The following is an 18,759-nucleotide window of genomic DNA, read 5'->3' on the forward strand; positions in this document are numbered from 1 at the left end:
CCGTCCTCAGCGCTCGATGAAGCGCACGCGACGTGTGATCGAGCAGGTCAGCTCGTAGCCGATGGTGCGTGCGGCCGACGCGATGGTCTCGACCGGCAGCTCCGCCCCCCACAGCAGCACCGGGTCGCCCACGCGCGCTCCGGGCACGCCGCGCAGGTCGATGGTCATCAGGTCCATGGAGACGCGCCCGATCACCTGCGTGCGCCGGCCGCCGACCAGCACGGGCGTCCCGGCCGGCGCAGCACGCGGATAGCCGTCGCCGTAGCCGATGGCCGCCACGCCCACCTCCATGTCCTCCGGGCATTCCCATGTGCCCGCATAGCCGATGCGCGCGCCGCGTCGTACGCGGTTCACCGCGATCAGGCGCGTGGACAGCGTCATCGCCGGGCGCAGGCCGAAGTCGGCACCCACGCGTCCGTCCACCACCGACATGCCGTACAGCGCGCCGCCCGGGCGCACCCAGTCATCGTGGGCCTCCGGCCAGCCCAGCACGGCCGCCGAGTTGGCGAGCGATCGCGCACCCGGCAGCCCGGCCGTCACCTCGCGGAAGACGGCCAGCTGCTCACGGGTCTGCGCGCCGCGCGAGGGACTGTCGGCGAACTCGTCCGAACTGGCGAAGTGGTTCATCAGCACGATGTCGCCCACCCGGCTCCCGCGCATCGCCCAAAGGCGCGCGTGCGCGTCGCCGAACGCCTCGGGCGCGAAGCCCAGCCGGTGCATGCCGCTGTCGAGCTTGAGCCAGCAGTCGAGCGGTTCGCCGGGCGCGGCCTGCTCGAGCATCTCCAGCTGCGAGGCATGGTGGATCGTCGTCCAGACGTTGAGTTCGCGCAGGCGCGGGATGTCACCCGGCTCGTCGAAGCCCGACAGCAGCAGGATCGGCTGGGAGATGCCGGCTGCACGCAGCCGCTCGGCATCCGACAGCGCGGCCACGCCGAAGGCGTCGGCACCTGCCAGCGCGCGCGCGACGCGCTCCAGGCCGTGGCCGTAGCCGTCCGCCTTGACCACGGCCATCACCCGGCTGCGCGGCGCGCGGGCGCGGACCTGCCCGAGGTTGTGACGCAGCGCGTCGACGTGGATGGTCGCGGAAGTCGGTCGTGCCATCGCCACAGTCTAGGGTCTGTTAACGCCATCGGCATGGGTCGCGTGAGGCCTGAGGCCGTGTCAGGCAGTTCTGCGCGGCGATGCGCCTTGCTGATTGCAAGGTCGAGCCGCGCGGGGCTGCATGGCGCGGCCTCAGGCCTCACCCGCAGCGCCCGCCCTGCCGGCGTTGCAGGCAAGGAAGAGCGAGGAAGCGTGCGTCCGCACGCGACCGAGCGATGACGCCGCCTGCAACGCCGGCAGGGCGGGCGCGACCCATGCCGATAGCGTTGACAGGCCCTGGCGGCCGCCCGCCGCGCACGGCAGCGCGCCGCGTCGCGGTCAGTGCACCAGTTCGTAGCGGTAGCGATCCCGCAGGCGCTCGCTGAAGTACGCGCCCTGCGACGGCGCCTCCAGCAGCCGCCTCACTTCGTGCTCGGGCACGTCGAAGTACTGGTAGACCCGGCCGCTCGTGAATTCCACTTCGAGCACGTGCCGCGCCGGGTCGTAGCCGACGCTGGCGAGGGCCTCCGACTCGAGCGGGATGCGGTCCACCAGCGTGAAGTAGCGCGGACCCGGTCCGGGCCGGGTGAAGGCCGCGCCGCGCGCGCAGGCGCCGGATGAAACGCCCCGGGTTGCGCCCTGACCCGTCTCCGCCGCGTCGCCTTACTCGAACGAGCCGATCGAGTCGTGCGAGAGGTTGTCGAAGCGCGTGTACTCGCCGAAGAACTTGAGCTTGAACGAGCCCGTCGGGCCGCTTCGCTGCTTGCCGATGATGACCTCGGCCAGTCCCTTGTCCGGCGAGTTTTCCTTGTTGTAGTAGTCGTCGCGGTAGATGAAGACGATCATGTCCGCGTCCTGCTCGATCGCGCCGGACTCGCGCAGGTCGGCCATGACCGGGCGCTTGTCGGTACGCGTTTCCAGCGAGCGGTTGAGCTGGCTGAGCGCGATCACCGGCACGCCCAGCTCCTTCGCCAGGCCCTTGAGCGAGCGCGAGATCTCCGAGATCTCCGTCGCGCGGTTCTCGTTGTTGCCGGGCACGCTCATCAGCTGCAGGTAGTCGATGACGATCAGGCCCAGGCCGTGCTCGCGCTTGAGGCGGCGGGCCTTGGACGAGAGCTTGGCGGGCGACAGGCCCGGCTCGTCGTCGATGAAGATCTTGGCCTCGCGCAGCTGGCGGATCGCGCCGGTGACGCGGCTCCAGTCCTCGTCCTCCAGCTGGCCGGTGCGAAGGCGCTGGGCGTTGACGCGGCCGACCGACGAGATCAGGCGCATCGCCAGCTGCGCCGCGCTCATTTCCATCGAGAACACCGCAACCGGCAGGCGGCTCTTGAACGCGGCGAACTCGGCGATGTTGAGCGCGAGCGTGGTCTTGCCCATGGCCGGGCGCGCGGCAAGGATGATGAGGTCGGTCTTCTGCAGCCCGGCCGTCATCTCGTCGAACTCGCTGTAGCCCGTCGGCAGGCCGGTGACGCCGCTGCCGTTGGCGTAGCGCGTCTGCAGGTCGTCGAAGGCCTCCGACAGCGCCTTGGTCACCGGAGTGAAATCGCTGCGGCCGGAACGGTTGGCCTGCGAGATGGCGAGTACCTCGCGCTCGGCTTCCTCCAGGATCTCCGCGCTCTCGCGCCCGTCGGGCTGGAAGGCGTTGTTGACGACCTCCGTGCCGACCTCGATCAGCTGCCGCAGCACGGCCTTGTCGCGCACGATCTCCGCATAGGCGGCGATGTTCGCGGCCGAAGGCGTGGTGCTCGCGAGCTCGATCAGGTACGCGCCGCCGGCCACCATCTCCGACTGCCCCATCGACTCGAACCACTCGCCCAGCGTGACGGCGTCGAAGGGCTTGTTCTTCTCGGCAAGCTCGCGGATCGCGCGGAAGATCAGCTGGTGGTCGCGGCGGTAGAAGTCGCTGTCGCTGAGCAGATCGGCGACGCGGTCGTAGGCGTCGGGCGCGAGCATGAGCCCGCCCAGCACGGCCTGCTCCGCCTCCACCGACTGCGGTGGAACGCGCAGCTGGTCCACGCGCTGCTCGGCGCGGGTTTCGAAGCGTTTGTCGTTGCGGAAGCCGGCGCGTGCACTCATCGGGATACTGCCTCGGTGGCCCTCTCGGGCCGTGGATCACCACGGCATCCTAGCCAGCGACCGCCTGCCTCCGTTGCAGATAAGTCTGTGGACAAGTCGGGATAAGTCCACCGCCTTGTCGCATGCGGGCGTCTCTCCCGCTGCGATTTGCCCGTCCAGGGCAGCAGAGCCCGCCCACGGGGGACCAGGACGGACGTGCAGCGAGCGAGGCGCCGCACGGCGCGGGTCACGCGCGGCCTGTCCCCAATCGTCATCGCAGCCATCGACGGGATCGCGCGCGGTCCATGTTCACCGGCGCGGGCCGACACGTCAGACCGGACGACGCGCAACGAAAAGGGCGCCTCGCGGCGCCCTCTTCCTTCCACCATCGATGTCGCGATCAGGCCTGTTCGCCGACCACGATCACCTTCACGGTCTGCTCGATGTCGGCATGCAGGCGCACGACGACTTCGTACTCGCCGGTGCGGCGGAACGGGCCTTCGCCCATCACGACTTCCGACTTGTCGACCTTGTGGCCGAGCTTGGTGAGCTGCTCGGCGATGTCGCGCGGCGTGACCGAGCCGAACAGCTTGCCTTCGGCCGACGCATTCGCGCTGATGGTGACCTCGACGCCCTCGAGCTCGGCGCGGCGCTTCTCGGCGCCTTCCAGCTGGGCCTTGGCCTTGGCCTCGAACTCGGCGCGGCGCGCCTCGAAGTCGGCCAGGTTCGCCGGGGTGGCCGGAACGGCCTTGCCCTGCGGCACGAGGAAGTTGCGGCCGTAGCCCGGCTTGACGGTGACCTTGTCGCCGAGCTTGCCGAGGTTGGTGACGTTCTGCAGGAGGATGAGCTGCATGGTGATGCTCCGTATTCGTTAGTGCCGCGCGGCCGGTGCCGGGCGACACAGCGGATCGCTGTCCGAATGGATGGGATCGCGAGTGCTTCCTGTCGAAGGGTCCGCACACGGAGGTGCGGGCCTTTCCGAAGGATCCGGATCAACGGCCCGCACGTGGACGTGCGGGCTGTTCCGGAGGACCCGGACTCAGGCGTTGTGGTTGTCGGTGTACGGGATCAGCGCCAGGTAACGGGCGCGCTTGACCGCCGTGGCCAGCTGGCGCTGGTACTTCGACTTGGTGCCGGTGACGCGGCTGGGGACGATCTTGCCGGTCTCGGTGAGGTACTGGCGCAGGGTGTTGAGATCCTTGTAGTCGATCTCCTTCACACCCTCGGCCGTGAACTTGCAGAACTTGCGGCGACGGAAAAACTTGGACATGGACGTGTTCCTCAGGCGGCTTCGGCGTTGTCGGAGGCTTCGGCGGCGGGAGCGGCCTCGCCCTCGTCGTCACGGCGGCGGCGCTCGCCGCGCTCGCCCTTGTCGCCCTTCTCGTCCTTGAACTTCATGATCAGGGACTGCTCGGTCTCCGGGCCGTCGCGCTTGATCACGAGGTGGCGCAGGACCGCGTCGTTGAAGCGGAAGCTGTCGACCAGCTCGTTCATCGTGGCCTGGGTGGCCTCGATGTTGAGCATGACGTAGTGGGCCTTGACCAGGTTCTGGATCGGATAGGCCAGCTGGCGGCGGCCCCAGTCTTCCAGGCGGTGCACCTTGCCCTCGGCGCCTTCGATCAGCGCCTTGTAGCGCTCGATCATGGCCGGCACCTGCTCGCTCTGGTCCGGATGGACCAGGAACACGACTTCGTAATGACGCATTTTCGTTTCCTTGTGGATGGCGGCGCGCAGGCGCCGGTCAGCCCCCCGCGATACGACGGCGGTGGAGCAAGGTCGCCACGACCCGGAGGCCGCGGAGCCAGAAATTATGGCAGCTCAAGGGCTTACGTGCAAAGGGCGTGAAACGGCTGTGCCCGGCCACCTGGAGGTGCGGGCGATCGCCGGTAGGCCCGATCGGCACCGCGCCCCGTCGGGCGGCCATGCCGCCCCCGGCGACCGTCGGGCGACGGTAGCGGGCCTCGGCCGGTCGGGACCGCTATTCCGCCGGCGCTCCGCCCGCCGTGGCCGGTGCGGCGGCCGGCACCGCCTTCCGGGCGGCGATCCACCGGTCGATATGCGCCTCGAGCACCGACAGCGGGACCGACCCCGTGGCGAGGACGGCATCGTTGAAGTCGCGGAGGTCGAAGCGGTCGCCCAGGGCCACGCGCGATCGCTCGCGCAGTTCCGAGATCTTCAGCTGGCCGATCTTGTAGCCCAGCGCCTGCCCCGGCCAGGAGATGTAGCGGTCGATCTCGTTGACGATGTCCTGCCGCGTCTTGGGCGCGTTGTCCATGAAGTACGCGATGGCGCGGTCGCGGCTCCAGCCCTTGGTGTGCATGCCCGTGTCGACCACCAGCCGCACGGCGCGCCACATGTCGTAGGCCAGCTGGCCCATGCGGTCGTAGGGGTCGTCGTAAAGCCCCATGTCGTAGCCGAGGCGCTCGGCATACAGCCCCCAGCCCTCGCCGTTGGCGGTGAAGTAGCTGGTGCGGCGGAAGTTGGGCACGTCCTCCAGCTCCATGCTGCGCGCGAACTGGAAGTGATGGCCGGGCACGGCCTCGTGCAGCGACAGCGCCATCATCTCCCACGTCGGGCGCACCTCCGGCTTGTAGAGGTTGACGTAGTAGAAGCCTGCGCGGCTGCCGTCGAGCGCACCGGGCTGGTAGTAGGCGGTCGTCGTATCGGGCGCGATGGCGTCGGGAATCGGCCGCACGCCGTAGGGCAGCCGCGGGATGGTGCGGAACACCTTCACGAGTTCCGGGTCGATGCGCTTGCTGATCGCCTGGTAGGCCTCGAGCAGTTCCGCGGGCGTCTTCTTGAAGAACTTCGGTTCGGTACGCAGGTGGTCGAAGAACTGCGCCAGCGTGCCCTTGAAGCCGACTTCCTCGCGGACCTTCTCCATCTCCGCGCGGATGCGCGCGACCTCCTTCAGGCCGATGTCGTGGATCTGGTCGGCGGTGAGGTCGGTGGTGGTGAAGAAGCCGGCGAGGAAGTCGTAGTAGGCCCGCCCGTCCGGCAGGTCGACCGCCGCCGTGGTGCTGCGCGTACCCGGGAGGTACTCCTTCTCGAAGAAGGTCGCTAGCTCGCGGTAGGCCGGGACCACGCGCTCACGGATCACCTGCGCCGCGCGCGCCTGCAGGCGGGACCGGTCGGCCGCCCCGAGCGAGCCGGGCATCTTCGCGAAAGGCGCGTAGAAGCGGCTCCTGGTCGGGTCGTCGACCAGCTGGGCCGCGATCTGCGCCGGCACGCGCTCCATCAGCACGCGTGGCGGCGTGTTGCCGGCCTTCAGGCCCTCGCGCATGAGCACGATGTTCTGCCGGACGACGGTGGGCAGCGCTTCCAGGCGACGGGTCCAGTCCTCGTAGTCCTTGACGGTGGAGAAGCGCAGGATCTCCACCATCTCGTCGGCGGTCTGCACCCCGCCGCGCTGGGACAGCGGACGCTGCCATTCGTTGAAGCGCTGGCGCTCCACCGAGCGCTCCAGCGACCAGGCGAAGACGTCGTAATTGAGGCGGTCGGCCTCCGACAGCGCGTTGCGGTCGATCGCCCTCAGGCGGGCGAGCGCCGCCCGGTCGGCCGCCTGGCGGGCTCGGATGGCTTCGAGGCTGTAGTCGGTCCAGCGGTCGTTCCAGCGCAGGTCGCCGTCGGCCGACGCGCTTTCCGGCGACTCGCGCAGGCCGCGCTCCCATTCCTCGTCGAAGAGGGCGTGCAAGGCGCGGCTGGCCTCGCTGGCGGCCGGACGGGCCTGCGTGACGGGTGCCTGGGCCCGGGCGGGATGGGAGGCGAGGGCCGCCGACAGCGCGACGGCGAGCAGGACGGGACGCAGCATCCGAAAGACTCCGGGCAGTGGACGCCCCGAGTCTAGCGCCGCCCCGGGCCGCTGCCGGGTGCCGTCAGTCCTGGTCGGCGGTGGTGAAGCTCTCGCCGCAGCCGCATTCGGCACGCACGTTCGGATTGCGGAACACGAACTGCTCGCCGAGCTTCTGGCGGACGAGGTCGATCTCCGTGCCATCGACGATGGGCAGGCTGGCCTCGTCCACGAAGATCCGCACGTCCTCCTGCAGGAAGACGCGGTCGCCCTCCCCGCTTTCCTTCGCCAGGTCAGCCACGTACTGCCAGCCCGAGCAGCCGGTGCGCTTGACGCCGAACCGCAGGCCCAGCGATCCGGGCGACTCCGCGAGGTAGCGGCGGACGCGGTCGAGCGCGGCGGGGGCGAGGGAAACGGCCATGGAGAACTCCGGAAAACACCTTGTCGGAACGGAGGCGAGTATAGGCGGCGCGCTGCGCGCCACCGGCAACAGCACGTAAACTCTTCGTCCCCCACATCGGGCCCGCGGGCCGGAGTTTCAAGCCATGGTGGTCAGCGCATGACGGTCATCAGCGTGCAGCAGGCGCTCGCGGGCAAGGTGCCGCTGGGCGGCGAAGTCACCGTGCGCGGCTGGGTCCGCACCCGCCGCGATTCCAAGGCCGGCCTCAGCTTCGTCAACCTGAGCGACGGCTCGTGCTTCGCGCCGATCCAGGTGGTGGCACCGGCGGACCTGCCGAACTATGAGAGCGAGGTCAGGCGCCTCACCGCCGGCTGCGCCGTGATCGCGCGCGGCACGCTGGTGCAGTCGCAGGGCCAGGGGCAGTCGTTCGAGATCCAGGCCTCCGCGATCGACGTGGTCGGCTGGGTGGAGGACCCGGAGACGTATCCGATCCAGCCCAAGGCGCATTCGCTGGAGTTCCTCCGCGAGGTGGCGCACCTGCGCCCGCGCACGAACCTGTTCGGCGCGGTCACGCGCATCCGCCACACGCTCGCCAACGCCGTGCACCGCTTCTTCCACGAGCGCGGCTACTTCTGGGTCAATACGCCGATCATCACCACGTCCGATGCCGAGGGCGCGGGGCAGATGTTCCGCGTGTCCACCCTCGACATGACCAACCTGCCCCGCGACGGCAAGGGCAACGTCGACTTCTCGCGCGACTTCTTCGGCAAGGAGGCGTTCCTGACCGTCTCGGGCCAGCTCAACGTCGAGGCCTACTGCCTGGCGCTGAGCAAGGTCTACACCTTCGGCCCGACGTTCCGCGCCGAGAATTCGCACACCACGCGCCACCTGGCCGAGTTCTGGATGATCGAGCCGGAGATCGCGTTCGCGGACCTCGCCGAGGACGCGTCGGTGGCCGAGGACTTCCTGAAGTACCTGTTCCGCGCGGTGCTGGACGAGCGGGCCGACGACATGGCCTTCATCGCCGAGCGCGTGCAGAAGGATGCGGTGACGCGGCTCGAAGCGTTCATCAACGCGCCTTTCGAGCGCATCGAGTACTCCGATGCGATCGCGTTGCTGCAGAAGTCGGGCGAGAAGTTCGACTTCCCGGTCGAGTGGGGCCTGGACCTGCAGACCGAGCACGAGCGCTGGCTCACCGAACAGCACGTCGGCCGCCCGGTCGTGGTCATGAACTACCCCGAGCACATCAAGGCGTTCTACATGCGCCTCAACGACGACGGGAACACCGTCGCCGCGATGGACGTGCTCGCCCCCGGCATCGGCGAGATCATCGGCGGCAGCCAGCGCGAGGAGCGCCTGGATGTGCTCGACCGCCGCATGGCGCAGTTCGGCCTCGACGCCGAGCACTACGGCTGGTACCGCGACTTCCGCCGCTACGGCACCGTCCCCCACGCCGGCTTCGGCCTGGGCTTCGAGCGCCTGGTGGTCTACGTCTGCGGCCTGTCGAACATCCGCGATGCCATTCCCTACCCGCGCGCGCCGGGCCAGGCGGAGTTCTGATGATCCTGTTCCTGGCGCTGTGCTTTGTGGGCATCGCCATCGGCGGCGCCACCGCGCTGGCGATCTTCTGGCCGCTCGCGCTGGTGCACATCCGCGACCGGCATCCGGACGTGGCCGCGCGGCTGGGCCCTGGCGCCTTCTACCGGCCGTCGGCGCTGGCCTGGCTGCTTCGAGGCGACTATCGCGCGACGGGCGACCGCAACCTCAGCGGCCTGGCGACCCCGGCGCGCGTATCCCTGATGACGATCATCGGCGGCCTGCTGGCCGCCTGGCTGCTCTGGCTGGCTTCCTGGTGGATGGGCGCATGAGCGATACCCGCGACGAATGGTGGCTCGCAACCGCCGGCAACACCCTGATCTGGGCGCGCCTGCGCGTCCTCGAAGCGGGCACGGCCGAGGTCTTCGACTGCGATGGCGCCACGCTGCCCTACGACAGCGAGGACAGTGCCCGCGCCGCCCTGATGGACGCCGAGTTCGTGGCGCTGGACGGGTTGGACGACGAGGACGCAGCCGCACGCGGCATCGACCTGTCCACGCTCGCTCCGCCGCGCGGGAACGATCCGGAGGCGTTGCGTCCGCAGATGGTCCTGCGCCTGCCGCCGAGGCAGTGAGCCGGCGGTGGCGCCGTGCCGTTCGGGCCGATCGCGCCTTTGCCACTTCCGCCGCCCGCAGCGGTCCTGCACGCCCCCTCGCCCGCCCTGCGCGGGCCAACGCCGAGGACTGACCATGGATCTCGACCTCACCGGCCGCCACGCACTCGTCTGCGGTGCCTCCGAAGGCATCGGACGCGCCGCCGCGCATGAGCTGGCGCTGCTCGGCGCGGACGTGACGGTCCTCTCGCGCCGCGCGGACGTGCTGCAGGACGTGGCGGGCTCGCTGCCGGTGCGCGGCGCGCAGGCACACGGCGTGCTCGCGGCCGACGTGTCGGACCTCGAACAGCTGGACCGCCGGGTGCGCGAGCAGGTGGCAGCCAGGCCCGTCCACATCCTCGTGAACAACACGGCCGGCCCGCCGGGTGGCCCGGCGCATGCGGCCACGCTCGACGCATACCGCGATGCCTTCGCCCGGCACGTGCTCGCCGGGCAGGTGCTGGTCGCCGCCACGCTCGACGGGATGCGCGCGGTGGGCTGGGGGCGCATCGTCAACGTGGTTTCGACCTCGGTACGCGAGCCGATCCCCAACCTCGGCGTATCCAACACCGTGCGCGGCGCCGTCGCCGGTTGGGCCAAGACGCTCTCGCGCGAGCTGGGCCCGCACGGAATCACCGTGAACAACGTGCTGCCCGGCTACACCCGCACGGCGCGGCTGGCGCAGATCCTGGCCGATCGCGCACGCGCGTCGGGACAGAGCGAGCAGGATGTCGCCGACGCCATGCAGCGCACCGTGCCCGCCGGCCGTTTCGCGGAGGCGCACGAGGTGGCGGCCGCGATCGCCTTCCTCTGCTCGCCGGCAGCCGGCTACGTCAATGGCGTGAGCCTGGCCGTGGACGGCGGCCGCATGCAGTCCATCTGACCGGCCGGGCGCTAGGCTAGCCGCATGCGACTGACACACTGGATCGACGGCCGACCCTGCGGGCCTTCCAGCGGCCGCTGGCTCGACGTCCTCGAGCCGGCCACGGGCAATGCGTTCGGCCAGGTGGCGGCGGGCGACCGCGCCGACGTGGACGCTGCCGTCGCCGCGGCCGCGCGCGCCGCCGGCCCCTGGGCGGAACTGCGTGCAAGCGAGCGGGCGCGCTGGCTCGAACGGCTGGCCGATGCCCTCGAACAGCGGCTGGACGACTTCGCGGCCGCCGAGTCGCGCGATGCCGGCAAGCCCATCCGTCTCGCGCGCGGCATCGAGATCCCGCGTGCGGTGTCGAACTTCCGCTTCTTCGCGCACGCGGCCACCCAGTTCGCCAGCGAATCGCACCACGGCGAGGCCGGCCTCAACTACACCCTGCGTTCTCCGCTCGGCGTGGTCGCGGCGATATCGCCCTGGAACCTGCCGCTGTACCTGCTTACCTGGAAGATCGCCCCGGCGCTAGCGGCCGGCAACGCGGTCGTCGCCAAGCCTTCCGAAGTCACGCCGTGGACCGCGACGCTGCTGGGCGAGCTGGCCGCCGACATCGGCCTGCCGCCCGGCGTGCTCAACATCGTGCATGGCACGGGACCCGAGGCGGGCGAGCCGCTGGTGACGCACGCGCAGGTACGCGCCGTCACCTTCACCGGCAGCACCGCCGTGGGTCGGCGCATCGCCGGGCTCGCCGCGCCGCTGCTGCGCAGGACCTCGCTGGAGCTGGGCGGCAAGAACGCGACGATCGTCTTCGCGGACGCGCCCTGGCGCGAGCACATCGACCTCATCGTCCGCTCCGCCTTCCAGAACTCCGGGCAGATCTGCCTCTGCGGCTCGCGCATCCTGGTCGAGCGCGGCATCCTCGGCGAGTTCCGCGAGGCCTTCGCCGCGCGCGCCCAGGCCCTGCGGGTGGGCGATCCGGCCGACGAGGCGACCGACCTCGGCCCGCTGGTCTCGCAGGCGCACTTCGACAAGGTGATGGCGGCGATCGGGCGCGCGCGCTCGGAAGGCGGCCGCGTGCTCTGCGGCGGCCAGCCGCTGCCGGGCGACGGCTGGTTCGTGCCGCCCACGGTCATCGAAGGCCTCGGGCCGGACTGCGCCACGAACCGGGAGGAGATCTTCGGCCCGGTCGCGACCCTTCAGCCCTTCGACGACGAGCCACATGCCCTCGCCCTCGCCAATGCCTGCGACTACGGCCTCGCCGCCTCCGTATGGACGCGCGACCTCGGCCGCGCGCATCGCCTGGCGCACCGCCTGCGCGTAGGCATGGTCTGGATCAATACCTGGATGCAGCGCGACCTGCGCACGCCCTTCGGCGGCGTGGGCGCTTCCGGACTGGGCCGCGAGGGCGGCCTGGAAGCGATGCGCTTCTTCACCGAGCCCAAGAACATCGGCCTGAGCCTGGAGAACTGCCCGTGACCTACTCCATCACCGACCTGCTGGGCCGCAACCGCGACTGGGCCGACCGCGTCGTGCAGGAAGACCCCGACTTCTTCGCGCGCCTGTCCGGCCAGCAGGCGCCCGAATACCTGTGGATCGGCTGCTCCGACTCGCGCGTGCCGGCCAACCAGATCATCGGCATGGCGCCGGGCGAGGTCTTCGTCCATCGCAACATCGCGAACGTGGTCGTGCATACCGACCTCAACTGCCTCTCGGTCATCCAGTTCGCGGTGGACGTGCTGCAGGTCAAGCACATCCTCGTGGTGGGCCACTACGGTTGCGGCGGCGTACACGCGGCGCTGACACAACGGCGACTCGGCCTCGCCGACAATTGGGTGCGTCACGTCGCCGACGTGGCCGAGAAGCATGGCCCCTGCCTCGAGGCGGCCGGCGACGCGCAGGCGCAGCACGACCGGCTGTGCGAGCTCAACGTGCTGCAGCAGGTGGTCAACGTGTGCCGGACGACCATCCTGCGCGACGCCTGGGCCCGCGGGCAGGACGTCACCGTCCATGGCTGGGTCTACCGGCTGGAGGACGGCCTGGTGCGCGACCTGGGCCTGCACGTCGGCCCGGGCGACAGCGTCGCCGACTGCCATGCGCAGGCGCTGGCCCGCATCGAAACCCGGAGCGATAGCAAATGACCGAAAGCATCATCATCGAGGACAAGGCGCCGACCCCCGTGGGCCAGTACCCTCACGCGCGCCGCGTCGGCAACCTGCTCTTCCTTTCGGGCATCGGGCCGCGCGATCCGGACACCGATGCGGTGAGCGGCGACGTGCACGACCAGGACGGCAACCTGGTCTGCTACAACATCGAGGCGCAGTGCCGGGCCGTGTTCCGCAACGTTCGCGCCGTGCTGGAGGCCGCCGGCGCGAAGTGGGAGGACCTGGTCGACGTCACCGTTTACCTGACCGACCTGCCGCGCGACTTCCGCATCTACAACGCGATCTGGGCCGAGTATTTCCCCGACGCCGCGAACGCGCCCTGCCGGACCACCGTCGGCGTCAGCTGGCTGCCCACGCCGATCGCGGTGGAAGCCAAGTGCATCGCGGTGCTGCGCCAATGAAGCTGCCCGGCCCGATCGACCTGCAGCGCTGGGTGGACGAGCACCGCGAGCTGCTGCGCCCGCCGGTCGGCAACAAGTGCATCGTCGACGACGATTACATCGTGATGATCGTCGGGGGCCCGAACGCCCGCACCGACTACCACTTCGAGGAGGGGCCGGAGTTCTTCTACCAGCTCGAGGGCGAGATGGTGCTGCGCATCCAGGAGGACGGTGCGGTGCGCGACATCCCGATCCGCGCCGGCGAGATGTTCTACCTCCCGCCGCGCGTGCCGCACAGCCCGCAGCGCAGCGAAGGCGGCGTGGGGCTGGTGATCGAGCGCCGGCGCCTGCCGCACGAGGACGACGCGCTCATGTGGTTCTGCGAGCGCTGCAACGCGAAGGTCTACGAGGAGTTCTTCCACCTCGTCGACATCGAGCAGGATTTCTTCCGGATCTTCGAGCGCTTCTACCGCGACGACGCCCTGCGCACCTGCAAGGCCTGCGGCCACCTCAACCCGCGCCCGGGCCGCTACGAGCTGCAGGCGGACTCCGAGGCCGACGTCACCTGAGGCCCGTACCGGCGGCGGCCTCGGGTATCTTTGCTGCCTCGCCCGACACCGCGTACCGCGCCCGTGCTGAAGATCGATACCCACGCCCACTACCTGCCGCGCGACTGGCCCGATCTCGCGCGCAAGTACGGCGACGCGCGCTTCCCGGTCATCCACCACACCGACGACGGCCGCCACCGTATCTACAAGGACGGCAAGTTCTTCCGCGAGATCTTCAGCAAGACCTGGGACCCCCGCGAGCGCATCGACGACTACGCGCGCTTCGGCGTGCAGGTGCAGGTCATCAGCACCGTGCCGGTGATGTTCAGCTACTGGGCCAGGCCGCAGCATGCGCTGGAGCTGCACCAGGCCCTCAACGACCACATGGCGCAGACCGTTCGCGACCATCCGCGCCACTACGCCGGCATCGGCACGGTGCCTTTGCAGTCGCCCCGCCTCGCGGTGCAGGAGCTGGAACGCTGCATCGACCAGCTCGGCCTGCAGGGCGTGCAGATCGGTAGCCACGTAGGCAACTGGAACCTGGACGCGCCGGAGCTCTTCGAGTTCTTCCAGGCCGCCAGCGAGCTGGGTGCGGCGATCCTCGTGCATCCCTGGGACATGATGGGCACCGAGTCCATGCCCAAGTACTGGCTACCCTGGCTGGTGGGCATGCCGGCCGAGCAATCGCGCGCGGCCTGCTGCCTGATCTTCGGCGGCGTGCTCGAGCGGCTGCCGAAACTGAGGATCTGCCTGGCGCACGGCGGCGGCTCGTTCCCCTACACCATCGGCCGCATCGAGCACGGCTTCAACATGCGGCCGGACCTGGTCGCCACCGACAATCCCCGCAACCCGCGGGACTACCTGTCGCGGCTGTACTTCGATTCCTGGGTGGCCGACCCGCGCGCGCTGCAGTACCTGCTCGACACCTGCGGCACCGAGCGCGTGATGCTGGGCACCGACTACCCCTTCCCGCTGGGCGAGCAGGAACCGGGCGCCGGGATCGCCGCACTCGATCTTTCCGACACCGACCGCGCCCGGCTCTACCACGGCACCGCCCTGGAATGGCTCGGGCTCCCGTTGTCGCGCTTCGCCTGAGACCCGGCATGACCGACCTGCATACCGACGCGCACACCGCGGCCCTCGACGCTGCCGACCCGCTGCGCGGCTTCCGCGACGAGTTCCTGATTCCCCGCCACGACGGCCAGCCGATGGCCTATTTCGTGGGCAATTCGCTCGGCCTGCAGCCGCGCGGCGCGCGGGCGCACGTGGAGACGGTGCTGCGCAAGTGGGAGGAGGACGCCGTCGAAGGCCACTTCACCGGCGAGGCCCAGTGGATGAGCTACCACGAGCTCGTGCGCGAGCCGCTGGCGCGCCTGGTCGGCGCGAAGCCGGTGGAAGTGGTGGCGATGAACACGCTCACCGTCAACCTGCACCTGCTGATGGCGAGCTTCTACCGTCCGACCCGCGAACGTCCCGCGCTGCTGATCGAGGCCGGTGCGTTCCCGTCGGACCGCCACGCGGCCGAATCGCAGGTGCGCTTCCACGGCTTCGACCCGGCGACCGACCTCATCGAGGTGCAACCCGACGGGCCGGGCGGCCTGTTCTCCATGGATGCGATCGCTGCGGAGATCGAGCGCCATCGCGACCGGCTCGCGCTGGTGCTCTGGCCGGGCGTGCAGTACCGGACAGGCCAGGCCTTCGACCTGAAGGCCATCGCGGGCCTGGCCCATGCGGCCGGCGCGCAGTGCGGCTTCGACCTGGCGCATGCGGTCGGCAACCTCCACCTGCAACTTCACGACAGCGGCGCCGACTTCGCCGCGTGGTGCCACTACAAATACGTCAACTCCGGCCCCGGCGCGGTGGGCGGCGCCTTCGTGCACGAGCGGCATGCGCATGCCGACCTGCCCCGCTTCGCGGGCTGGTGGGGCCACGACGCCTCAAGCCGCTTCCGCATGGGGCCCGAATTCCATCCCGCGCCCGGGGCCGACGGCTGGCAGCTGAGCAACCCGCCCATCCTCGCCATGGCGCCGCTGCGCGCGTCGCTGGAGCTGTTCGACCGGGCCGGCCTGCCGGCGCTTCGCGCCAAGTCGCGCTCGCTGACCGGCTACCTCGAAGCGCTGATCGACGCCGGGCTCGGAGACGTACTGGAAATCGTGACCCCGCGCGATCCCGCGCAGCGTGGCTGCCAGCTGTCGCTGCGCGTCCGGGGCGGGCGCGAACAGGGCCGCGCGCTGTTCGAACACCTGGCCGCGCATGGCGTGCTGGGCGACTGGCGCGAGCCCGACGTCATCCGCATCTCGCCCGCCCCGCTCTACAACAACCACGCCGACGTGTTGCGTTTCGCGCGCGCGGTCGCAGGCTGGCGCGCATGACGCCGCGGCTGGGTTTCCTGAAGCCAAGCGGCCCGGCTTCGACGCGACAGGCCGCCGCCCGATCGTCCAGACTGTCCACACCACGCCGCGCCTGAGGCCTCCGTGACCGCACCGAGCGACCGCCACATCACCATCATCGGCGCCGGCCTCGCGGGCGCGCTGCTCGCCACGCTGCTGGTGCGGCGCGGCTGGCAGGTCGATGTCTACGAGAAGCGTGGCGATCCGCGCGTGCAGGGCTACGCCGGCGGGCGTTCGATCAACCTCGCCCTGGCGGAGCGTGGCCGCCACGCGCTTCGCCTGGCAGGCGCCGACGACGCCGTGATGCAGCAGGCCGTGATGATGCGGGGCCGCATGGTGCACTTCGCGGACGGCCGCACCGACCTGCAGCGCTACGGGCGCGACGACAGCGAGGTGATCTGGTCGGTCCATCGCGGCGAGCTCAACGTCATCCTGCTCGGGATCGCCGAAGCCGCTGGCGCCCGCGTGCACTTCCACAGGGGCCTGTCGGGCGTGGACTTCGACGGCCATGTCGCCACGTTCCGGGACGACCGCGACGGCTCGCTGCACCAGGCGCGCTTTGGCAGCCTGATCGGCGCCGACGGCGCGGGTTCCGCGCTGCGGCACGCGATGGCTGCGCGGGCGGAGCTCGGCGAGCGCACCGAGTCGCTCGGGCATTCCTACAAGGAGCTGGAGATCCCGCCGGCCGACGACGGCGCCTTCCGCATCGAGCCCAACGCCCTGCACATCTGGCCGCGCGGGCGCTACATGTGCATCGCCCTGCCCAACGACGAACGCACGTTCACGGTCACCCTCTTCCTGCCGAACGAGGGCGACCCGAGCTTCGCCAGCATCCGCACCGGCGCCGAGGCCCACGCGCTCTTCGCGCGCGACTTCGCCGATGCGCTGCCGCTGATCCCGCGGCTGGAGCACGACTTCGAGCACAATCCCACCGGCCTGCTGGCCACGCTCTATCTCGATCGCTGGCACCTGGGTGGCGCGGCCGTGCTCCTCGGCGACGCCGCGCACGCGATGGTGCCCTTCCACGGCCAGGGCATGAACTGCGCGTTCGAGGACTGCGTGGCGCTGGCCGACCATCTCGATCGCGCGCCGGACTGCGAATCGGCCTTCGCCGCCTTCCAGGCCGAACGCCTGCCCAATGCCCGCGCGATCCAGCAGATGGCGCTCGAGAACTACCTCGAGATGCGCGATCGCGTGGACGACGACGACTACCTGCTCCAGCGCGCCCTCGAACGGCTGCTCGCCGAACGCCACCCGGGGCGTTACGTGCCGCGCTACTCCATGGTCAGCTTCATGCGCGTGCCGTACGCCGTGGCGTTCGAGCGCGGCCAGGTGCAGCGGGCGCTGCTCGGCGAACTTACGGCCGGCCATGCGAGCCTGGACACGCTGGACTGGTCGCACGTGGACCGGCGCGTGTTGGAAACGCTGTCGATGCTGGACGAGGCGGGGCCGTGACCGACAGCTTCTTCTTCTACGACCTCGAGACGTTCGGGGCCTGCCCGCGCCGGAGCCGCATCGCGCAGTTCGCGGCCATCCGCACCGACACCTCGCTCGACCAGGTCGACGACCCCGTCTGCTTCTACGTGAAGCCGGCCGACGACCTGCTGCCCTCACCCGGTGCGACCATGGTCACCGGCATCACGCCGCAGCACGCCTGCGACCACGGCGTGAACGAGGCCGAGGCCTTCGCGCGCATCTTCGAGCAGATGATGCGGCCCGGCACCTGCACGGCCGGCTACAACTCGATCCGCTTCGATGACGAGTTCGTGCGCCACGGGCTGTTCCGCAACTTCTACGACCCCTACGAACGCGAGTGGCGCGGCGGCAACTGCCGCTGGGACCTGCTGGACGTCATGCGGCTGGCCCATGCGCTGCGCCCCGAGGGCATCGAATGGGTCTACCGCGAGGACGGCACGCCCAGCTTCACGCTCGAGGGCCTCGCCAGGGCCAATGGCGTGCGCGACGGCGACGCCCACGAAGCGCTGTCGGACGTGCGCGCGCTGATCGGCCTGGGCCGACGCCTGCGCGCTGCCCAGCCGCGCCTGTGGGACTACTGCCTGCGCCTTCGCGACAAGCGCTTCGCCGCGAGCCTGCTCGACGTCGTGCACATGACGCCGGTGCTGCACGTGTCGCAGCGCTTCCCGGCGAGCCGGCTCTGCGCCGCGCCGGTGGCGCCGCTGGCCATGCATCCGCGCATCGGCAACCGCATCATCGTCGTCGACCTGCTGCAGGACCCCGAGCGCCTGCTGCGCGAGGATGCCGACACCATCGCCGACTCGCTCTACGTGCCCCAGGACCAGCTGCCGCCCGGCACCGAGCGCATCGCCCTCAAGGAAGTCCACCTCAACCGCTGCCCGGCGCTGGTGCAGTGGGACCACCTGCGCGAGGCCGACCTGGCACGGCTGCGCATCGACCCGGCCACCGTCGAGCGCAATCTCTCCCGCCTTCGCGCCGCAGGCCCCGAGATCGCCGAGAAGGTGCGCCGCGTCTACGCCCGCGCCATCGACCGGCCGCCATCGGACTGCGATGCGAGCCTGTACGACGGCTTCCTCCCGGACGAGGACCGCGCGCATTTCCCGCGCGTGCGCACCAGCCCGCCGTCGGCGCTGGCCGGCGCGGACTTCGGCTTCCGCGACGCGCGCCTGCCCGAACTGCTGTTTCGCTACCGCGCCCGCAACTGGCGCGAGACGCTCGCGCAGGGCGAACGCGACCGCTGGGACGGCTACCGGCGCGAGCGCCTGGCCGATCCGTCGCGGTCGGAGAACACGTTCGAAACCTACTTCGGCGAACTCGACGCACTGCGGGCGGGGCACGGCGAGGACGCGCGCGTGCGTGCGCTGCTCGACGCCCTGGAGGACTGGGGCCGCGGCCTTCGAGCGGAACTGGCCTGATCTCGGCGTG

General features: G+C 70.3%; 20 protein-coding genes. 12 read left to right on the top strand and 8 right to left on the bottom strand.

All coding sequences use genetic code 11. The features are described from left to right. Window positions 1-6 precede the first annotated feature (6 nt). The 8 genes from alr to EYQ95_RS14160 all read right to left on the bottom strand — a co-directional run bounded on the left by alr (window position 7) and on the right by EYQ95_RS14160 (window position 7,346). Window positions 7-1,101, bottom strand: coding sequence for an alanine racemase (gene alr, locus EYQ95_RS14125; protein ID WP_132327862.1), 1,095 nt, complete (start codon window positions 1,099-1,101; stop codon window positions 7-9). A gap of 318 nt (window positions 1,102-1,419) precedes the next feature. Beyond that, the gene (locus tag EYQ95_RS14130; protein ID WP_132327863.1) at window positions 1,420-1,632 is read right to left on the bottom strand and encodes a KTSC domain-containing protein; all 213 of its coding nucleotides are present in this window, start codon (window positions 1,630-1,632) and stop codon (window positions 1,420-1,422) included. Between the two features lie 111 nt (window positions 1,633-1,743). Then, a complete protein-coding gene (locus tag EYQ95_RS14135) occupies window positions 1,744-3,156 on the bottom strand; it encodes a replicative DNA helicase (protein WP_132327864.1) in 1,413 nt (470 codons plus the stop codon). 379 nt (window positions 3,157-3,535) lie between these two features. Next, window positions 3,536-3,988: a 50S ribosomal protein L9 gene (gene rplI, locus EYQ95_RS14140; RefSeq protein ID WP_132327865.1), complete on the bottom strand. Its 453-nt coding sequence runs from the start codon at window positions 3,986-3,988 to the stop codon at window positions 3,536-3,538. A gap of 186 nt (window positions 3,989-4,174) precedes the next feature. Beyond that, a complete protein-coding gene (rpsR, locus tag EYQ95_RS14145) occupies window positions 4,175-4,405 on the bottom strand; it encodes a 30S ribosomal protein S18 (RefSeq protein ID WP_123769111.1) in 231 nt (76 codons plus the stop codon). An 11-nt stretch (window positions 4,406-4,416) separates the two neighbouring features. Continuing rightward, window positions 4,417-4,839: a 30S ribosomal protein S6 gene (gene rpsF, locus EYQ95_RS14150; RefSeq protein ID WP_132327866.1), complete on the bottom strand. Its 423-nt coding sequence runs from the start codon at window positions 4,837-4,839 to the stop codon at window positions 4,417-4,419. Between the two features lie 274 nt (window positions 4,840-5,113). Continuing rightward, window positions 5,114-6,946 (bottom strand): DUF885 family protein, encoded by a 1,833-nt coding sequence (locus tag EYQ95_RS14155; RefSeq protein WP_132327867.1) that lies wholly within the window; start codon window positions 6,944-6,946, stop codon window positions 5,114-5,116. A gap of 64 nt (window positions 6,947-7,010) precedes the next feature. Further along, a complete protein-coding gene (locus tag EYQ95_RS14160) occupies window positions 7,011-7,346 on the bottom strand; it encodes an iron-sulfur cluster assembly accessory protein (RefSeq protein ID WP_132327868.1) in 336 nt (111 codons plus the stop codon). A 138-nt stretch (window positions 7,347-7,484) separates the two neighbouring features. Between EYQ95_RS14160 and asnS the strand changes: the two genes are divergently transcribed. The 12 genes from asnS (at window position 7,485) to sbcB (ending at window position 18,749) form a co-directional block, all read left to right on the top strand. After that, the gene (asnS, locus tag EYQ95_RS14165) at window positions 7,485-8,885 is read left to right on the top strand and encodes an asparagine--tRNA ligase (protein ID WP_132327869.1); all 1,401 of its coding nucleotides are present in this window, start codon (window positions 7,485-7,487) and stop codon (window positions 8,883-8,885) included. Then, a complete protein-coding gene (locus EYQ95_RS14170) occupies window positions 8,885-9,193 on the top strand; it encodes a hypothetical protein (RefSeq protein WP_132327870.1) in 309 nt (102 codons plus the stop codon). Before asnS ends, EYQ95_RS14170 begins: the two co-directional genes overlap by 1 nt. After that, a complete protein-coding gene (locus tag EYQ95_RS14175; RefSeq protein WP_132327871.1) occupies window positions 9,190-9,495 on the top strand; it encodes a hypothetical protein in 306 nt (101 codons plus the stop codon). Before EYQ95_RS14170 ends, EYQ95_RS14175 begins: the two co-directional genes overlap by 4 nt. A 115-nt stretch (window positions 9,496-9,610) precedes the next feature. Beyond that, window positions 9,611-10,396 (top strand): SDR family oxidoreductase, encoded by a 786-nt coding sequence (locus EYQ95_RS14180; RefSeq protein ID WP_132327872.1) that lies wholly within the window; start codon window positions 9,611-9,613, stop codon window positions 10,394-10,396. Between the two features lie 24 nt (window positions 10,397-10,420). Beyond that, the gene (locus EYQ95_RS14185; RefSeq protein ID WP_132327873.1) at window positions 10,421-11,854 is read left to right on the top strand and encodes an aldehyde dehydrogenase; all 1,434 of its coding nucleotides are present in this window, start codon (window positions 10,421-10,423) and stop codon (window positions 11,852-11,854) included. Further along, window positions 11,851-12,516, top strand: coding sequence for a carbonate dehydratase (gene can / locus EYQ95_RS14190; protein WP_132327874.1), 666 nt, complete (start codon window positions 11,851-11,853; stop codon window positions 12,514-12,516). Before EYQ95_RS14185 ends, can begins: the two co-directional genes overlap by 4 nt. Further along, complete coding sequence (locus EYQ95_RS14195; protein WP_132327875.1) at window positions 12,513-12,941, top strand: RidA family protein; 429 nt, start codon at window positions 12,513-12,515, stop codon at window positions 12,939-12,941. Before can ends, EYQ95_RS14195 begins: the two co-directional genes overlap by 4 nt. After that, complete coding sequence (locus EYQ95_RS14200) at window positions 12,938-13,489, top strand: 3-hydroxyanthranilate 3,4-dioxygenase (protein WP_132327876.1); 552 nt, start codon at window positions 12,938-12,940, stop codon at window positions 13,487-13,489. The genes EYQ95_RS14195 and EYQ95_RS14200 overlap by 4 nt, the downstream gene beginning before the upstream one ends. Before the next feature lie 63 nt (window positions 13,490-13,552). Further along, window positions 13,553-14,563, top strand: coding sequence for an amidohydrolase family protein (locus tag EYQ95_RS14205; protein ID WP_132327877.1), 1,011 nt, complete (start codon window positions 13,553-13,555; stop codon window positions 14,561-14,563). A gap of 8 nt (window positions 14,564-14,571) precedes the next feature. After that, complete coding sequence (gene kynU, locus EYQ95_RS14210; protein ID WP_132327878.1) at window positions 14,572-15,840, top strand: kynureninase; 1,269 nt, start codon at window positions 14,572-14,574, stop codon at window positions 15,838-15,840. A gap of 102 nt (window positions 15,841-15,942) precedes the next feature. Beyond that, window positions 15,943-17,313, top strand: coding sequence for an NAD(P)/FAD-dependent oxidoreductase (locus EYQ95_RS14215; protein WP_132327879.1), 1,371 nt, complete (start codon window positions 15,943-15,945; stop codon window positions 17,311-17,313). Further along, complete coding sequence (gene sbcB / locus EYQ95_RS14220) at window positions 17,310-18,749, top strand: exodeoxyribonuclease I (protein WP_132327880.1); 1,440 nt, start codon at window positions 17,310-17,312, stop codon at window positions 18,747-18,749. The genes EYQ95_RS14215 and sbcB overlap by 4 nt, the downstream gene beginning before the upstream one ends. The last annotated feature ends 10 nt before the right edge of the window (window positions 18,750-18,759 follow it).

This window comes from Lysobacter sp. N42 (genome assembly GCF_004344885.1).